This window comes from Streptomyces hygroscopicus subsp. hygroscopicus, assembly GCF_001553455.1.
Lineage (GTDB): Bacteria > Actinomycetota > Actinomycetes > Streptomycetales > Streptomycetaceae > Streptomyces > Streptomyces hygroscopicus.
On record NZ_BBOX01000397.1, the window covers coordinates 1 to 17,285 of the forward strand.

At 72.3% G+C, this 17,285-nt stretch carries 18 protein-coding genes and 1 pseudogene; 14 read left to right on the plus strand and 5 right to left on the minus strand.

Going from position 1 to position 17,285, the window contains the following annotated elements; all coding sequences use genetic code 11:
• Positions 1-127 precede the first annotated feature (127 nt).
• Together AXW62_RS33195 and AXW62_RS33200 are read right to left on the minus strand one after the other, a co-directional pair.
• Entirely contained in the window at positions 128-1,453 is a 1,326-nt protein-coding gene (locus tag AXW62_RS33195) for a D-arabinono-1,4-lactone oxidase (RefSeq protein WP_060947739.1), read from the minus strand.
• Entirely contained in the window at positions 1,338-2,657 is a 1,320-nt protein-coding gene (locus AXW62_RS33200) for an MFS transporter (RefSeq protein WP_250847770.1), read from the minus strand. The genes AXW62_RS33195 and AXW62_RS33200 overlap by 116 nt, the downstream gene beginning before the upstream one ends.
• 118 nt (positions 2,658-2,775) lie before the next feature.
• On the opposite strand from AXW62_RS33200, the gene AXW62_RS33205 reads away from it, so the two are divergent.
• Both AXW62_RS33205 and AXW62_RS33210 read left to right on the plus strand, forming a co-directional pair.
• Positions 2,776-3,927, plus strand: a complete 1,152-nt coding sequence (locus tag AXW62_RS33205; RefSeq protein ID WP_060947740.1) for a ferrochelatase — start codon at positions 2,776-2,778, stop codon at positions 3,925-3,927.
• A gap of 67 nt (positions 3,928-3,994) precedes the next feature.
• Positions 3,995-4,795 carry an inositol monophosphatase family protein gene (locus AXW62_RS33210; protein WP_060947741.1) on the plus strand — a complete coding sequence of 267 codons (801 nt, stop codon included), beginning with the start codon at positions 3,995-3,997 and terminating at the stop codon, positions 4,793-4,795.
• Positions 4,796-4,999: 204 nt separating this feature from the next.
• Here AXW62_RS33210 and AXW62_RS44680 read toward each other — a convergent pair whose 3' ends face one another.
• Positions 5,000-5,173: a hypothetical protein gene (locus AXW62_RS44680; RefSeq protein WP_020867951.1), complete on the minus strand. Its 174-nt coding sequence runs from the start codon at positions 5,171-5,173 to the stop codon at positions 5,000-5,002.
• Positions 5,174-5,533: 360 nt separating this feature from the next.
• Between AXW62_RS44680 and AXW62_RS33215 the strand changes: the two genes are divergently transcribed.
• The 4 genes from AXW62_RS33215 to AXW62_RS33230 all read left to right on the plus strand — a co-directional run bounded on the left by AXW62_RS33215 (position 5,534) and on the right by AXW62_RS33230 (position 8,901).
• Positions 5,534-6,187, plus strand: a complete 654-nt coding sequence (locus AXW62_RS33215; protein ID WP_030843117.1) for a response regulator transcription factor — start codon at positions 5,534-5,536, stop codon at positions 6,185-6,187.
• Positions 6,188-6,193: 6 nt separating this feature from the next.
• Entirely contained in the window at positions 6,194-7,435 is a 1,242-nt protein-coding gene (locus AXW62_RS33220; RefSeq protein WP_060947742.1) for a sensor histidine kinase, read from the plus strand.
• A gap of 405 nt (positions 7,436-7,840) precedes the next feature.
• Positions 7,841-8,143, plus strand: a complete 303-nt coding sequence (locus AXW62_RS33225) for a DUF4193 domain-containing protein (protein ID WP_009714537.1) — start codon at positions 7,841-7,843, stop codon at positions 8,141-8,143.
• Between the two features lie 14 nt (positions 8,144-8,157).
• Positions 8,158-8,901: a hypothetical protein gene (locus AXW62_RS33230; RefSeq protein ID WP_060947743.1), complete on the plus strand. Its 744-nt coding sequence runs from the start codon at positions 8,158-8,160 to the stop codon at positions 8,899-8,901.
• On the opposite strand, the pseudogene AXW62_RS41805 reads toward AXW62_RS33230, so the two are convergent.
• Both AXW62_RS41805 and AXW62_RS33235 read right to left on the minus strand, forming a co-directional pair.
• Positions 8,879-9,055: pseudogene (locus AXW62_RS41805) on the minus strand (DUF3093 family protein); the annotation flags it as partial. The gene AXW62_RS33230 and the pseudogene AXW62_RS41805 sit on opposite strands and share 23 nt — an antisense overlap.
• 18 nt (positions 9,056-9,073) lie before the next feature.
• Entirely contained in the window at positions 9,074-9,520 is a 447-nt protein-coding gene (locus tag AXW62_RS33235) for a DUF3093 domain-containing protein (RefSeq protein ID WP_062010419.1), read from the minus strand.
• 59 nt (positions 9,521-9,579) lie between these two features.
• On the opposite strand from AXW62_RS33235, the gene AXW62_RS33240 reads away from it, so the two are divergent.
• The 8 genes from AXW62_RS33240 (at position 9,580) to AXW62_RS33275 (ending at position 17,186) form a co-directional block, all read left to right on the plus strand.
• A complete protein-coding gene (locus AXW62_RS33240; protein ID WP_060947744.1) occupies positions 9,580-10,161 on the plus strand; it encodes a PaaI family thioesterase in 582 nt (193 codons plus the stop codon).
• A gap of 82 nt (positions 10,162-10,243) precedes the next feature.
• A complete protein-coding gene (dut, locus tag AXW62_RS33245; protein ID WP_030843131.1) occupies positions 10,244-10,771 on the plus strand; it encodes a dUTP diphosphatase in 528 nt (175 codons plus the stop codon).
• A 1-nt stretch (position 10,772) separates the two neighbouring features.
• Entirely contained in the window at positions 10,773-11,558 is a 786-nt protein-coding gene (locus AXW62_RS33250) for a DUF3710 domain-containing protein (protein WP_030843134.1), read from the plus strand.
• A 228-nt stretch (positions 11,559-11,786) separates the two neighbouring features.
• Positions 11,787-12,230, plus strand: a complete 444-nt coding sequence (locus tag AXW62_RS33255; protein WP_060947745.1) for a hypothetical protein — start codon at positions 11,787-11,789, stop codon at positions 12,228-12,230.
• A 345-nt stretch (positions 12,231-12,575) separates the two neighbouring features.
• Positions 12,576-15,149 carry an ATP-binding protein gene (locus AXW62_RS33260; protein WP_060947746.1) on the plus strand — a complete coding sequence of 858 codons (2,574 nt, stop codon included), beginning with the start codon at positions 12,576-12,578 and terminating at the stop codon, positions 15,147-15,149.
• 53 nt (positions 15,150-15,202) lie between these two features.
• A complete protein-coding gene (locus AXW62_RS33265; RefSeq protein ID WP_060947747.1) occupies positions 15,203-15,886 on the plus strand; it encodes a response regulator in 684 nt (227 codons plus the stop codon).
• Between the two features lie 124 nt (positions 15,887-16,010).
• Positions 16,011-16,361 carry an OB-fold nucleic acid binding domain-containing protein gene (locus AXW62_RS33270; RefSeq protein WP_030843147.1) on the plus strand — a complete coding sequence of 117 codons (351 nt, stop codon included), beginning with the start codon at positions 16,011-16,013 and terminating at the stop codon, positions 16,359-16,361.
• A gap of 3 nt (positions 16,362-16,364) precedes the next feature.
• Entirely contained in the window at positions 16,365-17,186 is an 822-nt protein-coding gene (locus AXW62_RS33275; protein ID WP_060947748.1) for a DUF3159 domain-containing protein, read from the plus strand.
• Positions 17,187-17,285: the final 99 nt, after the last annotated feature.

A 17,285-nucleotide genomic window follows, 5' to 3' on the forward strand; every position in this document is an offset into this window, starting at 1 on the left:
GCGCCCGGTACCTCCGCGCCCGCCACCCCCGGCCCGTCCCGGACCCCGTCCGGGGGCGCCACGGACGGCGGGGCGGACGCCGGCGGCGCCACGCCCACCGCCGGTGCCACCGCCGGGCGGTGAGGGGTCAGTCGCCGAGCACCCGCCGCAGATAGTCGTTGGCGAACAGCCGGTCCGGGTCCAGCCGGTCGCGCAGGGCCGTGAACTCGCCGAACCGCGGATAGACCCCGGCCAGATAGGCGGCGTCGCGGCTGTGCAGCTTGCCCCAATGTGGACGGCCGCCGTGCGCGATCATGATCTGCTCGGCCGCCGTGAAGTACGCCCGGTGCGGGGTGCCCCGGTACAGGTGGACGGCGACGTAGACGGTCTCGCGGCCGGAGGCGGTGGACAGCGGGATGTCGTCGGCCGGTGCGGTGCGCACCTCCACCGGGAAGCTGACCCGCAGTCCGGACCGTTCGACGGTCGCCTTCAGTTCGCGCAGCACCGTGACCGCGGCCTCGCGCGGCACCGCGTATTCCATCTCCAGGAACCGCACCCGGCGCGGACTGGTGAAGACTTTGTAAGGGATGTCCGTGTAGGTCCGGGCGGACAGGGCGCGGCTGGAGATTTTGGCGATTCCGGGGATGGTGGCGGGCACCGCCCGGCCCACCGAACAGGCCACCTGGAAGATGCCGTTGGACAGCAGTTCGTCGTCCACCCAGCCGCTGACCCGGCCGACCGGGGCGGCGGGGCCGGTGCTGCGGTTGTTGCGCTTGGTGTTGCAGTTTCCGGTGTGCGGGAACCAGTAGAACTCGAAGTGCTCATTCTCGGCCACGAGCTGTTCGAAATCGGCCATTACGCGATCGAAGGGCATCGGTTCCTCGCGTGCGGTGAGCAGGAACTCCGGTTCCACCCCGAAGGTGATCGCGCTCACCACACCGAGCGCACCGAGCCCGATCCGGGCGGCCGCGAAGATCTCCGGATGCTCCGCCGCGGAGCAGTTCAGCACCGAGCCGTCCGCCGTCACCAGCTCCAGACCCTTGATCTGGGCGGCGATCGAGGCGCTGTCCCGGCCGGTGCCATGGGTGCCCGTGGCGGTCGCCCCGGCCACCGTCTGGTCCATGATGTCGCCCATGTTGACCAGCGACAGGCCATGGGCCGACAGCGTCTCGTTGAGCTGCCGGAGCGGTGTGCCGGCCGCGACGGTCACGGTGCCCGCCTCGCGGTCCAGCCCGCGCACGCCCGTCATGCGGTCGCAGCGTATCAGCAGCCCGTCGGTGGCGGCCGCGGTGGTGAAGGAGTGGCCGGTGCCCACCGCCTTCACCCTCAGCCCCTCCGCCGCCGCCCGGCGCACCAGCTCAACCAGCTCCTGGGTGGACGACGGAGCCACGCTCCGCGCCGGGCGGGCGGTCACATTCCCCGCCCAGTTGCGCCACACGCCGCTCCGCACGGTCTTCACGGTCCTGACGGCCATCCGTACCCGACCCCTCCCGCTGTGGCGCCGGCCGGAGCCGGCGGTACCCGAGGAACGCCACCGCCGCCGCGAGCGCCCCGGCCACGGCCGGCACCGCGTACCCCGCGCGGGCGCCGGCCGCGTCCACCACCCCTCCGGCGGCCGACGAGCCGAGCGCCACTCCGACCGCGAGCCCGGTGCTCACCCAGGTCATGCCCTCGGTCAGGTGCGCGCGTGGTACGTGCCGTTCGACGAGGGCCATGGTGGTGACCATCGTGGGAGCGATGGCCAGGCCCGCGACGAAGAGCGCCACGGCCAGGAACGGCAGGTTCCTGACCAGTTGGAGCGGGATCATACTCACGGCGATCGCACAAATACCCCACAACCAGCGACGGGACACCGACCCCCGCAGCCGCAGCATCCCGAAGACCGCGCCCGCCAGGCACGAGCCCAGCGCGTAGACCGAGAGGACCAGGCTGGCCGCGCCCTTGTGGCCCTCGTCCTCGGCGAAGGCCACCGTCACCACGTCGATCGCCCCGAAGATCGCGCCGGTCGCCATGAAGGTGGTCACCAGCACCTGGAGCCCGCGCGAGCGCAGCGCCGAACCGCCGGTGTGGTGCCCGTGCGGATGCGGTACGGGCTCGGTGGCCCGCTGCGCGGTCAGCGAGAAGACCCCGGCCGCCAGGAAGCAGGCGGCCAGCAGCGGGCCCGCCTCGGGGAACCAGGAGGTGGACAGCCCGATCGAGACGACCGGCCCGACGATGAAGCAGACCTCGTCGACGATGGACTCCCAGGCGTACGCGGCGTGCAGCTCCCGCGGGGAGTCCTGGTAGATCGCCGCCCAGCGGGCCCGCACCATGGAGCCCACGCTGGGCACACAGCCGGCTCCCGCGGCGAAGACGAACAGCGTCCAGTCCGGCCAGCCCCGGTGCGCGCTCAGCAGCAGCCCGCCGACGGCGGTGAGCGCCACCAGGGTCGCCGGGCGCAGCACCCGGCGCTGGCCGTGCCGGTCGACCAGCCGGGAGATCTGCGGGCCGATGACGGCGGCGGAGAGCGCCAGCGTGGCCGACAGGGCGCCCGCCAGCCCGTACCGGCCGGTGAGCTCGGAGACCATGGTCACCACGCCGATGCCCGCCATGGACAGCGTCATCCGCCCGAGGAAGCCGGCCGCGGAGAACTTCTTGGCGCCGGGGGCGGCGAAGATCGCACGGTAGGTACTGGGCAAGGCAGGCTCCGCCGGTGAGCAGGGTAAGGACCGTATGAGCTGATACAGCTTACGGTCCCGTCCCCCGCCGCGCAGGGCCGTTTTCCGCCCGTCAGCGGCTGGTGGCAGGATCGGGAGCATGCCGGATCAGTCAGTACAGCCATCCCCGGACCCCTATGACGCACTGCTGCTGCTTTCCTTCGGCGGGCCGGAGGGCCCCGAGGACGTGGTGCCGTTCCTGGAGAACGTCACGCGCGGGCGGGGCATCCCCCGCGAGCGGCTGAAGGAGGTCGGCCGGCACTACTTCCTCTTCGGCGGGGTCAGCCCGATCAACGCGCAGAACCGCGAGCTGCTGGAGGCGCTGCGCGAGGACTTCGCCGAGCACGGCCTGGACCTGCCGGTCTACTGGGGCAACCGCAACTGGGCGCCGTATCTGACCGACACGCTGCGCGAGATGGTCGCCGACGGCCGCCGCCGCGTCCTGGTGCTGGCCACCAGCGCCTACGCCTCGTACTCCGGCTGCCGCCAGTACCGCGAGAACCTCGCGGACGCCCTGGCCACCCTGGAGGGCGAGGGCCTGCCGCTGCCGCGCGTGGACAAGCTGCGGCACTACTTCAACCACCCCGGCTTCGTCCGGCCCATAGTGGACGCCACCCTCGCCGCGCTCGCCGAGCTGCCCGAGGAGCGGCGGGCCGGGGCCCACCTCGCCTTCACCACGCACTCCATCCCCACCGCCGCCGCCGACACCTCGGGCCCGGTGGAGGCGCACACGGAACACGGGAAGGGCGGCGCGTACGTCGCCCAGCACCTCGATGTCGCCCGGCTGATCGCCGACGCGGTGCGTGCGGAGACCGGCACCGCGCATCCGTGGCGGCTGGTCTACCAGTCGCGCAGCGGCGCGCCGCACATCCCCTGGCTGGAGCCGGACATCTGCGACCACCTCGAGGAGCTGCACGGCGAGGGCGTGCCCGCCGTCGCCATGGTCCCGATCGGCTTCGTCTCGGACCACATGGAGGTCAAGTACGACCTCGACACCGAGGCCGCGGCCAAGGCCGCCGAACTCGGCCTGCCGGTCTCGCGCGCCTCGACCGTCGGCGCCGATCCGCGGTTCGCGGCGGGCGTGCGCGAGCTGGTGCTGGAGCGCGCGGCCACCGAGCGCCTCGCCGAGGGCCGGGCGGCCGCCGCCCCGGAGCGCTGCGCCCTGGGCGCCCTCGGCCCGAGCCACGACGTGTGCCCGGTGGGCTGCTGTCCGGCCCGGTCGCCGCGCCCCGCCGCCGCGGGGTCCGACTGAGCGCGCCCGCCCCCCTTCCGGTCCGCACCGCCGCTCGCCCCGTCCGGGCAATCCACCAAGGAGCACGATGACCGACCCGCTCATGACCGAACTCCTCGACACGGCGCTGGAGGCCGCCCGCGGCGCGGCGGACCTGCTGCGCGACGGCCGTCCGGCCGACCTCGGGGTGGCGGCCACCAAGACCAGCCCGATCGACGTCGTCACCGAGATGGACATCGCCGCCGAGAAGCTGATCACCGACCTCCTCGCGCGCCGCCGCCCGCAGGACGGGGTGCTGGGGGAGGAGGGCGCCAGCAGCGCGGGCAGCAGCGGTGTGCGCTGGGTGGTCGACCCCCTCGACGGCACCGTGAACTATCTCTACGGCCTGCCGTCATGGGCGGTCAGCATCGCCGCCGAGAAGGACGGCGAGACGGTCGTGGGGGTGGTGGCCGCCCCGGTGCGCGGCGAGACCTTCCACGCCGTCCTGGGCCAGGGCGCCCGGCGGAACGGGGAGCCGGTGTACTGCCGCCCCGCGGCCCCGCTGGAGCAGTCGCTGATCGGCACCGGCTTCGGGTACGTGCGCGAGCGCCGCGTCGGGCAGGCCAGGGTCCTCCAGGAGCTGCTGCCGCGGGTGCGGGACATCCGGCGGGGCGGGTCGGCCGCCATCGACCTGTGCGACGTGGCCTGCGGCCGGCTCAACGGCTACTACGAGCGCGGGCTCAACGCCTGGGACTTCGCGGCCGGTGCGCTCATAGCGCGCGAGGCGGGGGCGCTCACCGGCGGGCGGCCGGGGGCGGCGGCCTCCACGGAGCTGACCGTCGCCGCCGCCCCCGGCCTCTTCGAGCCGCTGCAGCGGCTTCTGGACGACCTGGGCGCCTGGCACGACTGACCCCGCTCCGTCCGCCCGTCGGTAGTCGGTAGCCGGAGACTGTCCCGGCGCGGAGCACGCCCGACGCGGAAGCGCCCCGGTGCCACGAGGACACCGGGGCGCTTCGGCGTGGTGACCGGATGCTGTCTGGATCACCATCCGGCGGTGAGTGGGAATCGGCTACGCGGAATCCGGATCTGGATCGGGTCCGGAATCCACCGGGGATCAGGCAAACGAGGCGCTGACCTCGACGCCGTGCTCGGCGGCGAGGCGACGGAGGTCTTCAAGCTCCGACTGCTCCACGTCCACAAGGAAATCGTCGCCCGTCTCACGGGCGCGAATGAGATCGGACTTGGTGTTCTCTATGCGCTGCAGAATGCCTGCGGTGAACGCGTCCATGTTGCGCCCCCTTGTCGTGGGTCGGTGGCACGGGGGTGTGCCGACGGCGGGACGATCACGTGCGTGGCTCCTGCCGACGGCAAGGACAGTCAAAGGGATGCCGGAGGCAGGGCGTGATCGCGGGTGTGCAGTCGTCCTCCCCACCCCGTCCTGGGCGGAAACCTGAAGTCACCAAAGAATCTGAATCCGGCCGTTCCGGACCCTCCGCCGCGCGGCGGAGGGTCCGAAAACGGCCCCGGGCTTCGCGGAGATCCCTCTTACCGCCGGTTTACGAGACTTCGAGGCAGGATGGAGGCGCCGAACGCTCATCGAGTTTGGCGAGATCACGCCCACTGCGGCAATGACGGAAGGACTAACGACGTGCGTGTACTCGTCGTCGAGGACGAGCAGCTGCTCGCCGACGCGGTGGCCACCGGACTGCGCCGGGAGGCCATGGCCGTCGACGTCGTGTATGACGGAGCCGCCGCCCTGGAGCGCATCGCCGTCAACGACTACGACGTCGTCGTCCTCGACCGGGACCTGCCCCTCGTCCACGGCGACGACGTATGCCGCAAGATCGTCGAGCTCGGCATCCCCACCCGCGTCCTGATGCTCACCGCCTCCGGAGACGTCAGCGACCGCGTGGAGGGCCTGGAGATCGGCGCGGACGACTACCTCCCCAAGCCCTTCGCCTTCAGCGAGCTGATCGCCCGCGTCCGCGCGCTCGGCCGCCGCACCACCGTGGCCCTGCCGCCGGTCCTGGAGCGCGCCGGGATCAAGCTGGACCCCAACCGCCGTGAGGTGTTCCGGGACGGCAGGGAGATCCAGCTGGCGCCGAAGGAGTTCGCGGTCCTGGAGGTCCTCATGCGCAGCGAGGGCGCCGTGGTCTCGGCCGAGCAGCTGCTGGAGAAGGCCTGGGACGAGAACACCGACCCGTTCACCAACGTGGTGCGGGTGACCGTGATGACCCTGCGCCGCAAGCTCGGCGAACCCGCGGTGATCGTCACCGTTCCCGGCTCGGGCTACCGGATCTGATCCGGCATGGCGACCACTCCGACCCCGCTGCCGCCGACGGTGCCGCCCAAGCCCAGCTGGGACCCGCAGCACACCTCGCCGCCCAACCCGTGGCTGCGCCCCACCATCCGGATACGGCTCACCCTGCTCTACGGCGGGATGTTCCTGATCGCCGGGGTGGTGCTGCTGACGATCATCTATCTGCTGGCGGCGGACGCCATCCGCCGGGGCAGCGAGTTCCCGCTGCAGATCGTGCGGATCGACTACAAGCCGAGCGACACCTGCCACCTGCCCAGCCAGGGCAACAACGACGCGTTCAACCGTGCGGTGGCCCAGTGCATGCAGCAACAGCGCGACTACGCCCTGGACGGGCTGCTGCGCCGCTCCCTGATAGCCCTCCTGGGGCTGGCCGTGGTCGCCTTCGCGTTCGGCTACGCGATGGCCGGCCGGGTGCTCTCGCCGCTCGGCCGGATCACCCGTACCGCGCGCCAGGTGGCGGGCTCGGACCTGTCCCGCCGGATCGAGCTGGACGGGCCGGACGACGAGCTGAAGGAGCTGGCGGACACCTTCGACGAGATGCTGGAGCGGCTGGACCGGGCGTTCACCGCGCAGCAGCGGTTCGTCGCCAACGCCTCGCACGAGCTGCGCACCCCGCTGGCGATCAACCGCACCCTGCTGGAGGTGCAGCTCTCCGACCCGAACGCGCCCCCGGAGGTGGTCCAGCTCGGCAAGACGCTGCTGGCCACCAACGAGCGCAGTGAGCAGCTCGTGGAAGGTCTGCTGCTGCTGGCCCGCAGCGACAACGAGATCGTCGACCGCAAGCCGGTGGACCTCGCCGAGGTCGCCTCCCAGGCGCTGGAGCAGGTCCGGGCGGAGGCCGAGGACAAGGGCGTGGAGCTGCGCGGGGAGCGCGGTCCCGCGGTGGTCCAGGGCAACGGGGTGCTGCTGGAGCGGATCGCCCTCAACCTCGTGCAGAACGCGGTGCGCTACAACGTCGCCGAGGGCGGCTGGGTGGAGGTCACCACCGAGAGCCGGCAGGGCCAGGCGGTGCTGGTGGTCGCCAACACCGGTCCGGTGGTCCCGGCCTATGAGATGGACAACATCTTCGAGCCCTTCCGCAGGCTCCGTACCGAGCGCACCGGCAGCGACAAGGGCGTGGGCCTCGGGCTGTCGATCGCGCGCTCCGTGGCGCGCGCCCACGGCGGCAGGATCGCGGCGGAGCCGCGCGAGGGAGGCGGCCTGGTGATGCGGGTGGTGCTCCCGATCTGACGCCGGAGCGCCCGGGCCGGGGACGCGCCGGGAGATGTTCGCTTTGGGCGGAATTTTCGTGATCCGCCCACCAGGGGTATCGTGTGTGATCGATCACATGGGCGATTTTCCGGCCATATACTCTCAGTGATCGCCACGGTTGACGGAAAGCCGGGAAAATCCGGGTTTTCGGGCACCGTGATCACGGGAAGTACACGTCATGGCGCATGCGAGTGCGACATTCGGACCGTGTACGGTCCCGATGGCCATCCAACCCGATCACCTCTTCAGGGGTGCGGTTGGGTGTCGATTGAGTAACAGACCTTGATGTGAGGCAAAATCTCCGCCTCGGGTCGGGCACAAGTCCGGCCTCTCACGCGTTACGTGCGCTGGAGACACCACAGACACCCAGAGGGGGAGAGCGATATGGCAACGGATTACGACACCCCACGCAAGACCGACGATGACGTCAACGAGGACAGCATCGAGGAACTGAAGGCCCGGCGTAACGACAAGTCCGCGTCCACTGTCGACGTGGACGAGTTCGAGCAGGCCGAGGGCCTCGAGCTGCCCGGTGCGGACCTCTCGAACGAGGAGCTGTCCGTCCGGGTGCTGCCCCGCCAGGCGGACGAGTTCACCTGCATGAGCTGCTTCCTCGTGCACCACCGCAGCCAGCTGGCCGCCGAGACCAAGAACGGCCAGCCGATCTGCCGCGACTGCGCGGCCTGAGCCGCGGGGTCGGCGTGGAGGCGGAACACGACGACACGGACCAGACGCATGTCGAGCGAGGCCGGCCGGCCTCGCTCGCGAACGCCGTCGGCCGTGGTGTGCGACGAGGCGGTGAGCGTGCGAGAGCGGGGGTTCACGCGGTCGCCGACCGGATCGTCGCGAATGCCCCGCGCATTCCGGTCCGCGACCTCGCGACCCTGCGCAAGCAGTTCCCGGGGCTGGGCCCCGAAGGGCTCGCGGACAAGCTGGTGGCGGGGGCCGCGGGCGGCTCCGCCGCAGTGGGAGCGGGCGTCGGCGCGGCGGCGATGCTGCCGACCCCGCCCGCCATGCCCGCGGAGCTGGCCGCCGAGATCGTCGGCGTGGCCTCCATAGAGATCAAGCTGATCGCCGAGCTGCACGAGGTCTACGGGGTCCGCGCGCCCGGCACCGCGCCTCAGCGCGCCATCGCCTACCTCGGCGCCTGGGCCCAGGAGCGCGGTATCGACAGCGCCGTGCCGGCGAGCGTCAACGCGGCCCTCGGCGTCCGGATGAAGCGGGAGCTGCGGCAGCGGGTCCTCAGGCGCGGCTTCCGGAACCTTCCGGTGCTGGCGCCCTTCATGGTCGGCGCGGCCGTGGGCGCCGCGATGAACCGGCGCGACACCAAGAAGCTCGCACACAAGGTCCGCAAGGACCTGCGGACCCAGCAGACCCCCTGGGACCTCCCCCCGGACGCAATGACTCCCCTCACCAGCCCGCTCACGCGGAGCGCACGGCCGTGAGCGCGGCGGCGAGTGCCTCGGGGTTCCGTGTGGACACATAGACGTACGGCGTCGGGTCTTCCGGATCGGTGACCTCCACCCGCAGCGCGGTCGGGATGTAGCCGCGCAGCAGCATGAACGCCCGCGGATCGGCCTTGTACGTCCGCCAGGGCCGCCTCGGCAGCGAGCCCGCTTACGCGGAGCGCACGGCCGTGAGTGCGGCGGCGAGCGCCTCGGGGTTCCGTGTGGACACGTAGACGTACGGTGTCGGGTCTTCCGGATCGGTGACCTCCACCCGCAGCGCGGTCGGGATGTAGCTGCGCAGCAGCATGAACGCCCGCGGATCGGCCTTGTACGTCCGCCAGGCGGCCGCCTCGGGAGCGTCCAGCACCTGCGGGGTCCCCAGGGCCGAGACCGGGATCCTCGCCTCACCGGCCACCAGCGAGTCCGCCACCACGCGCACCCGCGCCGACCCGTAGGAACTCACCGCGACGCAGGCCAGCGCCGCACCGCCGATCAGCCCGCCGAGCATCGGCAGGGTGCCGAACGGCAGCATGATCAGCCCCACCGAGACCCCGATCAGGAAGGCGATGAACCACCAGGAACGGGGCGCGCTGAGGCGTTCTTCGTAAGGCTGCATGCGTATCAGCTTGGCACGGCCTGCGGTCCGGGCTGTTCTCGCGGGTAAGGTCAGCCGTTGTGAGTGGACGAACGACAGGGCTGACGCCGCCGGAGGGCGCCACGGCGCCCGTGCGCCACCCCGACGCGCCCGCGCCCGGGGAGCTCCTCGGCGCGCACTACGACCAGTGCTTCGGCTGCGGCGACCAGGCGCGGGGCCTGGGGCTGAGCGCACGGGCGGGCGAGGGCGTGAGCGTCACCGCCGTCTTCACGGTGCGCACCGGGCACCAGGGCGCGCCGGGCCTGGCCCACGGCGGGGTGCTGGCCGCGGCGCTGGACGAGACGCTCGGCTCGCTCAACTGGCTGCAGCGGACCATCGCGGTGACCGGACGGCTGGAGACGGACTTCGTGCGGCCCGTGCCCGTCGGCGCCGAGCTGCACCTGGAGGCACGGGTGACCGCCGTGCACGGCCGTAAGATCTACTGCTCGGCCACGGGCCGGATCGGCGCTCCGGACGGCATCGTGGCGGTGCGCGCCCAGGCCCTCTTCATAGAGGTGCGGGTGGACCACTTCATCGGACACGGCAGGGCCGAGGAGGTCGACGCGGCGCTGGCCGATCCGGACCAGGTGAAGGTCGCACGTGCCTTCGAGGTGAACCCGTGAGCGGTGCGCCCCGGACGGTGCCGAGCGCGGCGCCCGCGCGTCCCGCGGGCGGAGAAGTGAACGGTGAGAGGGAAGCCAACGCATGAGTCCGGTACCCGTCGACGTGCTGATCCGCAGGCTGGACCCCGAGGTGCCGGTCCCCGGGTACGCCCACCCCGGCGACGCGGGAGCCGATCTGGTCACCACCGAGGCGGCCGAGCTGGCCCCGGGGGAGCGCGCGGTTCTGCCCACCGGAGTGTCTATCGCGCTCCCGGAGGGGTATGCCGCCTTCGTGCATCCACGGTCCGGACTCGCCGCGCGCTGCGGCGTCGCCATGGTGAATGCCCCGGGGACCATCGATGCCGGGTACCGTGGAGAGATCAAGGTGATCGTGGTCAATCTGGACCCGCGCGAGAGCGTGCGGTTCGAGCGCTTCGACCGGATCGCCCAATTGGTCGTCCAGCAGGTCGAGAAGGTGCGCTTCCAGGAGGTGGCGGAGCTTCCCGGGTCGGCGCGGGCCGGAGGGGGCTTCGGGTCCACTGGCGGCCATGCCGCTGTGGACGGCTCAACGGGTAGGGCAACGGGCGGGAATAGATACGCTTCGGTCGGTTCCGACCGGGAAGGACGATGACGTGTTCGGACGTCGCCGCAAGCGCAGCAAGGAGGACGTCGAGTCGCTCGACGTGGCCTCCGAGGAGTTGGCCGAGGACGCTAGGGACGCGGACGGCGCTGAGGACACCGCCGCACCCGTGGAGGCCGGCCGGGTGAGCCTGCCGCCGGCCCCGCGCCCCGACGGCCCCTGGGACGTGTCCGAGGTGCGCGAGCCCGGCGAGGGCCGGGTGGACCTCGGCGGGCTGTTCGTGCCCGGTGTCGAGGGCATGGAGCTGCGGGTGGAGGTCGCGGGGGACGCGATCGTCGCCGCGACCGTGGTGCTGCGGGACAGCGCCGTGCAGCTCCAGGCGTTCGCCGCGCCCAAGAAAGAAGGCATCTGGGGCGAGGTGCGGGACGAGATCGCCACCGGCATCACCCAGCAGGGCGGGGTCGTGGACGAGGTCGAGGGCCCGCTCGGCTGGGAGCTGCGCGCCCAGGTGCCGGTGCAGCTCCCGGACGGCAAGAACGGTGTGCAGGTGGTCCGCTTCGTCGGCGTGGACGGGCCCCGCTGGTTCCTGCGCGGTGTGATCTCCGGGCAGGGCGCGGTGCAGCCCGAGACCGGCAGCCTGCTGGAAGCGATCTTCCGGGACACGGTCGTGGTGCGCGGCGAGGGCCCGATGGCCCCGCGCGATCCGATCGTCCTCAAGCTGCCGAACGACGCGCAGATGGTGCCCGACGGGGTGCAGCAGGACGAGGCGCAGGGCTCGCGGTTCGCGGGCGGCGCCGACCGGCTCCAGCGCGGCCCGGAGATCTCCGAGGTGCGCTGAGCCGCCGTCGCGCACGGCACGGAAGCCAAGGCCCGCAGGGGCCCGGGGCAGGGCCCCCGGGCCCCTGCGGCGTTCTCCGCCGGTCTCCTCGGTGTTTTTCCGCGGCGCGGTGAACACCTCCGCCGCACCGGCCGTACTCATGGGCGCGAGACCTTGTTACGCCCCGAGGGGGAGACGGCCGCGTCGCGGGTCACGCTCCTGTCCGACCTCAACGAGGTGAGTGATCAGATGTCGCGTGGCCTTCCGTTACTGCACCGCCGGAGAATCCTCCTCTCCGGGGCGATCGGCGGTATCACCTGTGCGGCCGTCGTGGTGGGAGCCGCCATGGCCGGTCAGGACGGCGGCGGTGGCGCCGGGGCGTCGGCCGGGGCGGCCCCGGCCGTCAGCTGCCCCGCCGTCGCCGCTTCCCTGCCGGAGGTCCCGGCGGAGTCCCGGGCCGAGGTGGACCGCAACCTCGCCCTGCTGGACACCCAGATAGCGGAGGCGGACAAGCGGCTGGCCACCAGCCGGGGCGAGGGCGGTCCCGACTTCGTGCGGAACGCCATCCTGGGCCCGCTGAAGGACAAGCGGGCCTCGACGATCGACCGCATCGAACTCTCGTTCTCCCGCCAGGGCTCGGCCGCCCCCTCCGGTCTCGACGCCCTGGCGGGCTGCTCGCTCACGTCCGGCTGAGCCGACGGCGTAAGGCCCGGTCCGGCGTGAGCGTCCACCGGTGGGCCGTACTCTTCTCTGCGGAGTACGGCCCACCGGCTTTCGCGCGGCCCGGTCGCGGGGACCTCCGCGCCGGACCCGCCGCGCGGGCCGGGGTCGCCGCGCGTCAAGGACGCGTCAAGAGGGCGCCACCGGCCGTAAGAGAGCCGTCAACGGACGGCCGGCCGGGCCAGGGCGGCGGTTTCCTCGAGAAGTCCTTCCTCCGCCGGGCCTCCAGGAGCACACGGCGGCCGATCCGGCCGCCGCGGCACCGCCCCCGAGAGGCCGCCATCAGCTGAGGCGCGGTCCGACAGGGAAAATAGGGGCATGGGACGCGGAAAGTTGCGGATCTACCTGGGTGCGGCGCCGGGCGTCGGCAAGACGTACGCGATGCTGTCCGAGGGCCACCGGCGCGTCGAGCGGGGCACCGATCTCGTGGTGGGCTTCGTGGAGCACCACGGCCGCCGGCGCACCGCGGTGATGATGCACGGGCTCGAGGAGGTGCCGCGCCGGGAGCTGGAGTACCGGGGGAGCACCTTCACCGAGATGGACGTGGACGCGGTGCTGGCACGCCGCCCCGCCGTCGCGCTCGTCGACGAACTCGCCCACACCAACGTTCCCGGCGCCCGCAACGCCAAGCGCTGGCAGGACGTCGAGGAACTGCTGCGGGCGGGCATCGACGTGGTCTCCACCGTCAACATCCAGCACCTGGAGTCGCTGGGGGACGTGGTGGAGTCGATCACGGGGGTACGCCAGCGGGAGACCGTTCCGGACGAGGTGGTGCGCCGGGCCGACCAGATCGAGCTGGTCGACATGTCGCCCCAGGCGCTGCGCCGCCGCATGGCACACGGCAACATCTACGCGCCCGACAAGGTCGATGCCGCGCTGTCGAACTACTTCCGGCCCGGAAACCTGACCGCGCTGCGCGAACTGGCCCTGCTGTGGACCGCCGACCGGGTCGACGAATACCTCCAGCAGTACCGCGACGAGCACTCCATCCGCTCCACCTGGCAGGCGCGGGAGCGCATCGTCGTCGGGCTGACCGGCGGCCCGGAAGGGCGGACGCTGATCCGCCGGGCCGCCCGGATGGCGGCCAAGGGCTCCGGCAGCGAGATCCTGGCCGTCTACATCGCCCGCAGCGACGGGCTGACCTCGGCCTCCCCCAAGGAGCTGGCGGTCCAGCGGACCCTGGTCGAGGACCTCGGCGGCACCTTCCACCACGTCATCGGGGACGACATCCCGGGGGCGCTGCTGGAGTTCGCCCGCGGTGTCAACGCGACCCAGATCGTGCTCGGCTCCAGCCGCCGCAAGACCTGGCAGTACGTCTTCGGCCCCGGCGTGGGCGCCACCGTCGCCCGGGACTCCGGGCCCGACCTGGACGTCCACATCGTCACCCATGACGAGGTAGCCAAGGGCCGCGGGCTGCCGGTCGCCCGCGGCGCCCGGCTCGGCCGCTCCCGGCTGATCGCCGGCTGGGCGGTCGGGGTGGCCGGACCGGTCCTGCTCACGCTGCTGCTCGCCGGCACCGGCGTCACCCTCGCCACCGAGGCCGGGCCCGGTTTCGCCAACGAGGTGCTGCTCTTCCTGTTCCTCAACGTGCTGGCGGCCCTGCTGGGCGGCATGGTGCCCGCCCTCGCCTCGGCGGCCGTCGGATCGCTGCTGCTCAACTACTACTTCACCCCGCCCACCCACACCCTGACCATCGCCGACCCCGAGAACATCGTCGCCATAGCGATCTTCGTGGCGGTGGCCGTCTCGGTGGCCTCCGTGGTCGACCTCGCCGCGCGCCGCACCCACCAGGCGGCCCGGCTGCGCGCCGAGTCCGAAATACTGTCCTTCCTCGCGGGCAGCGTGCTGCGCGGCGAGACCAGCCTGGAGGCGCTGCTGGAACGGGTCCGCGAGACGTTCGCCATGGACACCGTGGCGCTGCTGGAGCGGGAGAGCGATGTCGCCCCCTGGACCTGCGCGGGCAGCGTCGGCGGCCAGGGCGGGGCCCCGCCGCCCGAACGGCCCGAGGACGCGGAGGTGGACATGCCGGTCGGCGACCACATGGCGCTCGCGCTCTCCGGCCGGGTCCTGCCCGCCGAGGACCGCCGGGTGCTCGCCGCCTTCGCCGCCCAGGCCGCCGTCGTCCTCGACCGGCAGCGGCTGGCCCAGGAGGCCGAACAGGCCCGTGAGCTGGCCGAGGGGAACCGCATCCGCACCGCGCTGCTCGCCGCCGTCAGCCACGATCTGCGCACCCCGCTCGCGGCCATCAAGGCGGCCGTGAGCTCCCTGCGCTCCGATGACGTCGCCTGGTCGGCGGAGGACGAGGCCGAGCTGCTGGAGGGCATCGAGGACGGCGCCGACCGGCTGGACCACCTGGTGGGCAACCTGCTGGACATGTCCCGGCTGCAGACCGGCACCGTCACCCCGCTCATCCGGGAGATCGACCTGGACGAGGTGGTGCCGATGGCGCTGGTGGGCGTACCCGACGCCGATGTCGCCCTCGACGTCCCCGAGGAGCTGCCGATGGTCGCGGTCGATCCCGGGCTCCTGGAGCGCGCGGTCGCCAACATCGTCGAGAACGCGGTGAAGTACAGCCCGCCGGACCGCCCCGTGCTGGTGTCCGCGAGCGCCCTGGGCGACCGGGTGGAACTGCGCGTCGCCGACGGCGGCCCGGGGGTGCCGGACAGCGAGAAGGACCGTATCTTCGAGCCCTTCCAGCGGTACGGGGACGCCCCGCGCGGCGCCGGGGTCGGCCTCGGGCTCGCCGTCGCCCGCGGCTTCGCCGAGGCCATGGGCGGCCGGCTGACCGCCGAGGACACCCCCGGCGGCGGTATGACCATGGTGCTCACGCTGCGCGCCGCCCCCGGCCGCCCGCCGGTCACCCCCGGCCTCCCGGCCCAGGTGGTGTCGTGACCGTGCTCGGTCCGGGCACCCCAGAACAACCGAACGGAAAGGCAGGCCACCAGATGAACCGGGTGCTCGTGGTGGATGACGAGCCGCAGATCGTGCGCGCCCTCGTGATCAACCTGAAGGCGCGCAAATACGAGGTCGACGCCGCCCAGGACGGCGCCACCGCCCTCCGGCTCGCCGCTACCCGCCACCCCGATGTGGTCGTGCTCGACCTGGGCCTGCCCGATATGGACGGGGTGGAGGTGATCAAGGGACTCCGGGGCTGGACCCGGGTGCCGATCCTGGTGCTCTCCGCCCGCCAGACCTCCGACGAGAAGGTCGAGGCCCTCGATGCCGGGGCGGACGACTACGTCACCAAGCCGTTCGGCATGGACGAGCTCCTCGCCCGGCTGCGCGCCGCCGTCCGCCGCGCCGAGCCCGTGGGGCGGCCGGACGACTCGGTGGTGGTGGAGACCGACGCGTTCACCGTCGACCTGGCCGCGAAGAAGGCCCATCGCGACGGCCGTGACGTGCGGCTGACCCCCACCGAATGGCATCTGCTGGAGGTCCTGGTGCGCAACGCCGGCCGCCTGGTCAGCCAGAAGCAGCTGCTGCAGGAGGTCTGGGGCCCCTCGTACGGCACCGAGAGCAACTACCTGCGGGTGTACATGGCCCAGCTGCGCCGCAAACTCGAGGCCGACCCCTCGCATCCGCGCCACTTCGTCACCGAGCCGGGGATGGGCTACCGGTTCGAGCGATGAGTGCGGGGACGGCGTTTCGCCCGGGGCGCACCGGTACGCTGGCCGTATGAGTTCCGCAACCCACCCCGCTGACGGGGCTGACAGGGGAGACAAGGGCGACAAGCCGGCCGGCCGGTTCCGGCGGATGCTGGACCGGCTGTCGAGCTCCCCGGAGGAACTGCACTCGGCCGAGCTGCAACAGGACGCGGAGGCCGCGGGCTGCACCAGGATCGGCGACTGCGGGGACCGTCAGATCGTGAAGGTGACCGGCACGCTGCGCACCGTGACGCTCAGGCCGCGGGCCGGAGTCCCCGCGCTGGAGGCGGAGCTCTTCGACGGCACCGCCGCGCTGGACGTGGTGTGGCTGGGCCGTCGCTCGATCATCGGGATAGAACCGGGGCGCAAGCTGATCGCCTCGGGCCGGATCTCCATGAGCCATGGGCGCCGGGTGCTGTTCAATCCGAAGTACGAACTCCGACCGCTCGGACAGGAGTAGCCGGTGACGCCAGACGACAAGACGACCCCGACCGGGCACCGAGCCGCCGCGGCCGACAGCAGGGCGGCGGCGGACACCGCGCTCCTGGAGGCGTTCGGCGGGGTGCGGGGCATGGTGGACACCACCGTCCCCGGTCTGGTCTTCGTCCTGCTGTACACGATCAAGCGGGACATCCATCTCGCCGCGATCGCCGCGCTCGGCCTCACCGTGCTGCTCGCGCTCGCCCGGCTGGTGCGCAAGGAGACGCTCAAGCACGCCTTCAGCGGGGTGTTCGGGGTCGCGTTCGGCGCGGTCTTCGCGATGATGTCCGGCGACGCGAAGAACTTCTACCTGCCGGGCATGCTCTACACCCTGGGCCTGGCGGTCGCCTACGTCCTCTCGGCGCTCTTCCGCTATCCGCTGATCGGGGTGCTGCTCGGGCCGATGCTCAAGGAGAACCTCTCCTGGCGCACCCGTAACCCCGGCCGGTTCCGCGCCTACACCCGGGCCACCTGGGCGTGGGGGCTGATCCTGCTGGCCAAGTCGGCGGTGCTGTTCCCGCTCTACTGGTGGGGGGACGCCACCCAGCTCGGCTGGGTCAAGGTGGCGCTCGGCATCCCGCCGTTCCTGCTCTGTGTCTACCTCACCTGGATCTTCCTCGCCAAGGCCCCGCCGCCGATCGACGTCATCGCGGAGATGGAGGCGGAGGAGAAGGCCGAGCGGGAGCGGGAGCGGGGGACGCCTGACGCCGGGCAGGCCACCGACCCGCTGCTCCCGGGGTGGACCGACCGGGTCGTCTCCGAGGCCGGTACCGAATCGGCCGACCGGCAGCCGCCCCGGCACTGAAGGCCCGTACCCGCCGCGCCCCGGACTCCCGTCGGCGGAAGTCCGGGGCGCGGCGGCATCCGGTGTGAAGGGGCCCGCGGCTGGGGCGTGTTTCGGCAG

Bases quoted from the DNA above. Each gene is read 5' to 3' on its own strand.
- AXW62_RS33195 (WP_060947739.1), bottom strand. From the start codon at position 1,453: ATGGCCGTCAGGACCGTGAAGACCGTGCGGAGCGGCGTGTGGCGCAAC.
- AXW62_RS33220 (WP_060947742.1), top strand. From the start codon at position 6,194: ATGGCGACCACTCCGACCCCGCTGCCGCCGACGGTGCCGCCCAAGCCC.
- AXW62_RS33235 (WP_062010419.1), bottom strand. From the start codon at position 9,520: ATGCAGCCTTACGAAGAACGCCTCAGCGCGCCCCGTTCCTGGTGGTTC.
- AXW62_RS33225 (WP_009714537.1), top strand. From the start codon at position 7,841: ATGGCAACGGATTACGACACCCCACGCAAGACCGACGATGACGTCAAC.
- AXW62_RS44680 (WP_020867951.1), bottom strand. From the start codon at position 5,173: ATGGACGCGTTCACCGCAGGCATTCTGCAGCGCATAGAGAACACCAAG.
- AXW62_RS33260 (WP_060947746.1), top strand. From the start codon at position 12,576: ATGGGACGCGGAAAGTTGCGGATCTACCTGGGTGCGGCGCCGGGCGTC.
- AXW62_RS33270 (WP_030843147.1), top strand. From the start codon at position 16,011: ATGCTGGACCGGCTGTCGAGCTCCCCGGAGGAACTGCACTCGGCCGAG.
- AXW62_RS33210 (WP_060947741.1), top strand. From the start codon at position 3,995: ATGACCGACCCGCTCATGACCGAACTCCTCGACACGGCGCTGGAGGCC.
- AXW62_RS33265 (WP_060947747.1), top strand. From the start codon at position 15,203: ATGAACCGGGTGCTCGTGGTGGATGACGAGCCGCAGATCGTGCGCGCC.
- AXW62_RS33205 (WP_060947740.1), top strand. From the start codon at position 2,776: ATGCCGGATCAGTCAGTACAGCCATCCCCGGACCCCTATGACGCACTG.
- dut (WP_030843131.1), top strand. From the start codon at position 10,244: ATGAGTCCGGTACCCGTCGACGTGCTGATCCGCAGGCTGGACCCCGAG.
- AXW62_RS33255 (WP_060947745.1), top strand. From the start codon at position 11,787: ATGTCGCGTGGCCTTCCGTTACTGCACCGCCGGAGAATCCTCCTCTCC.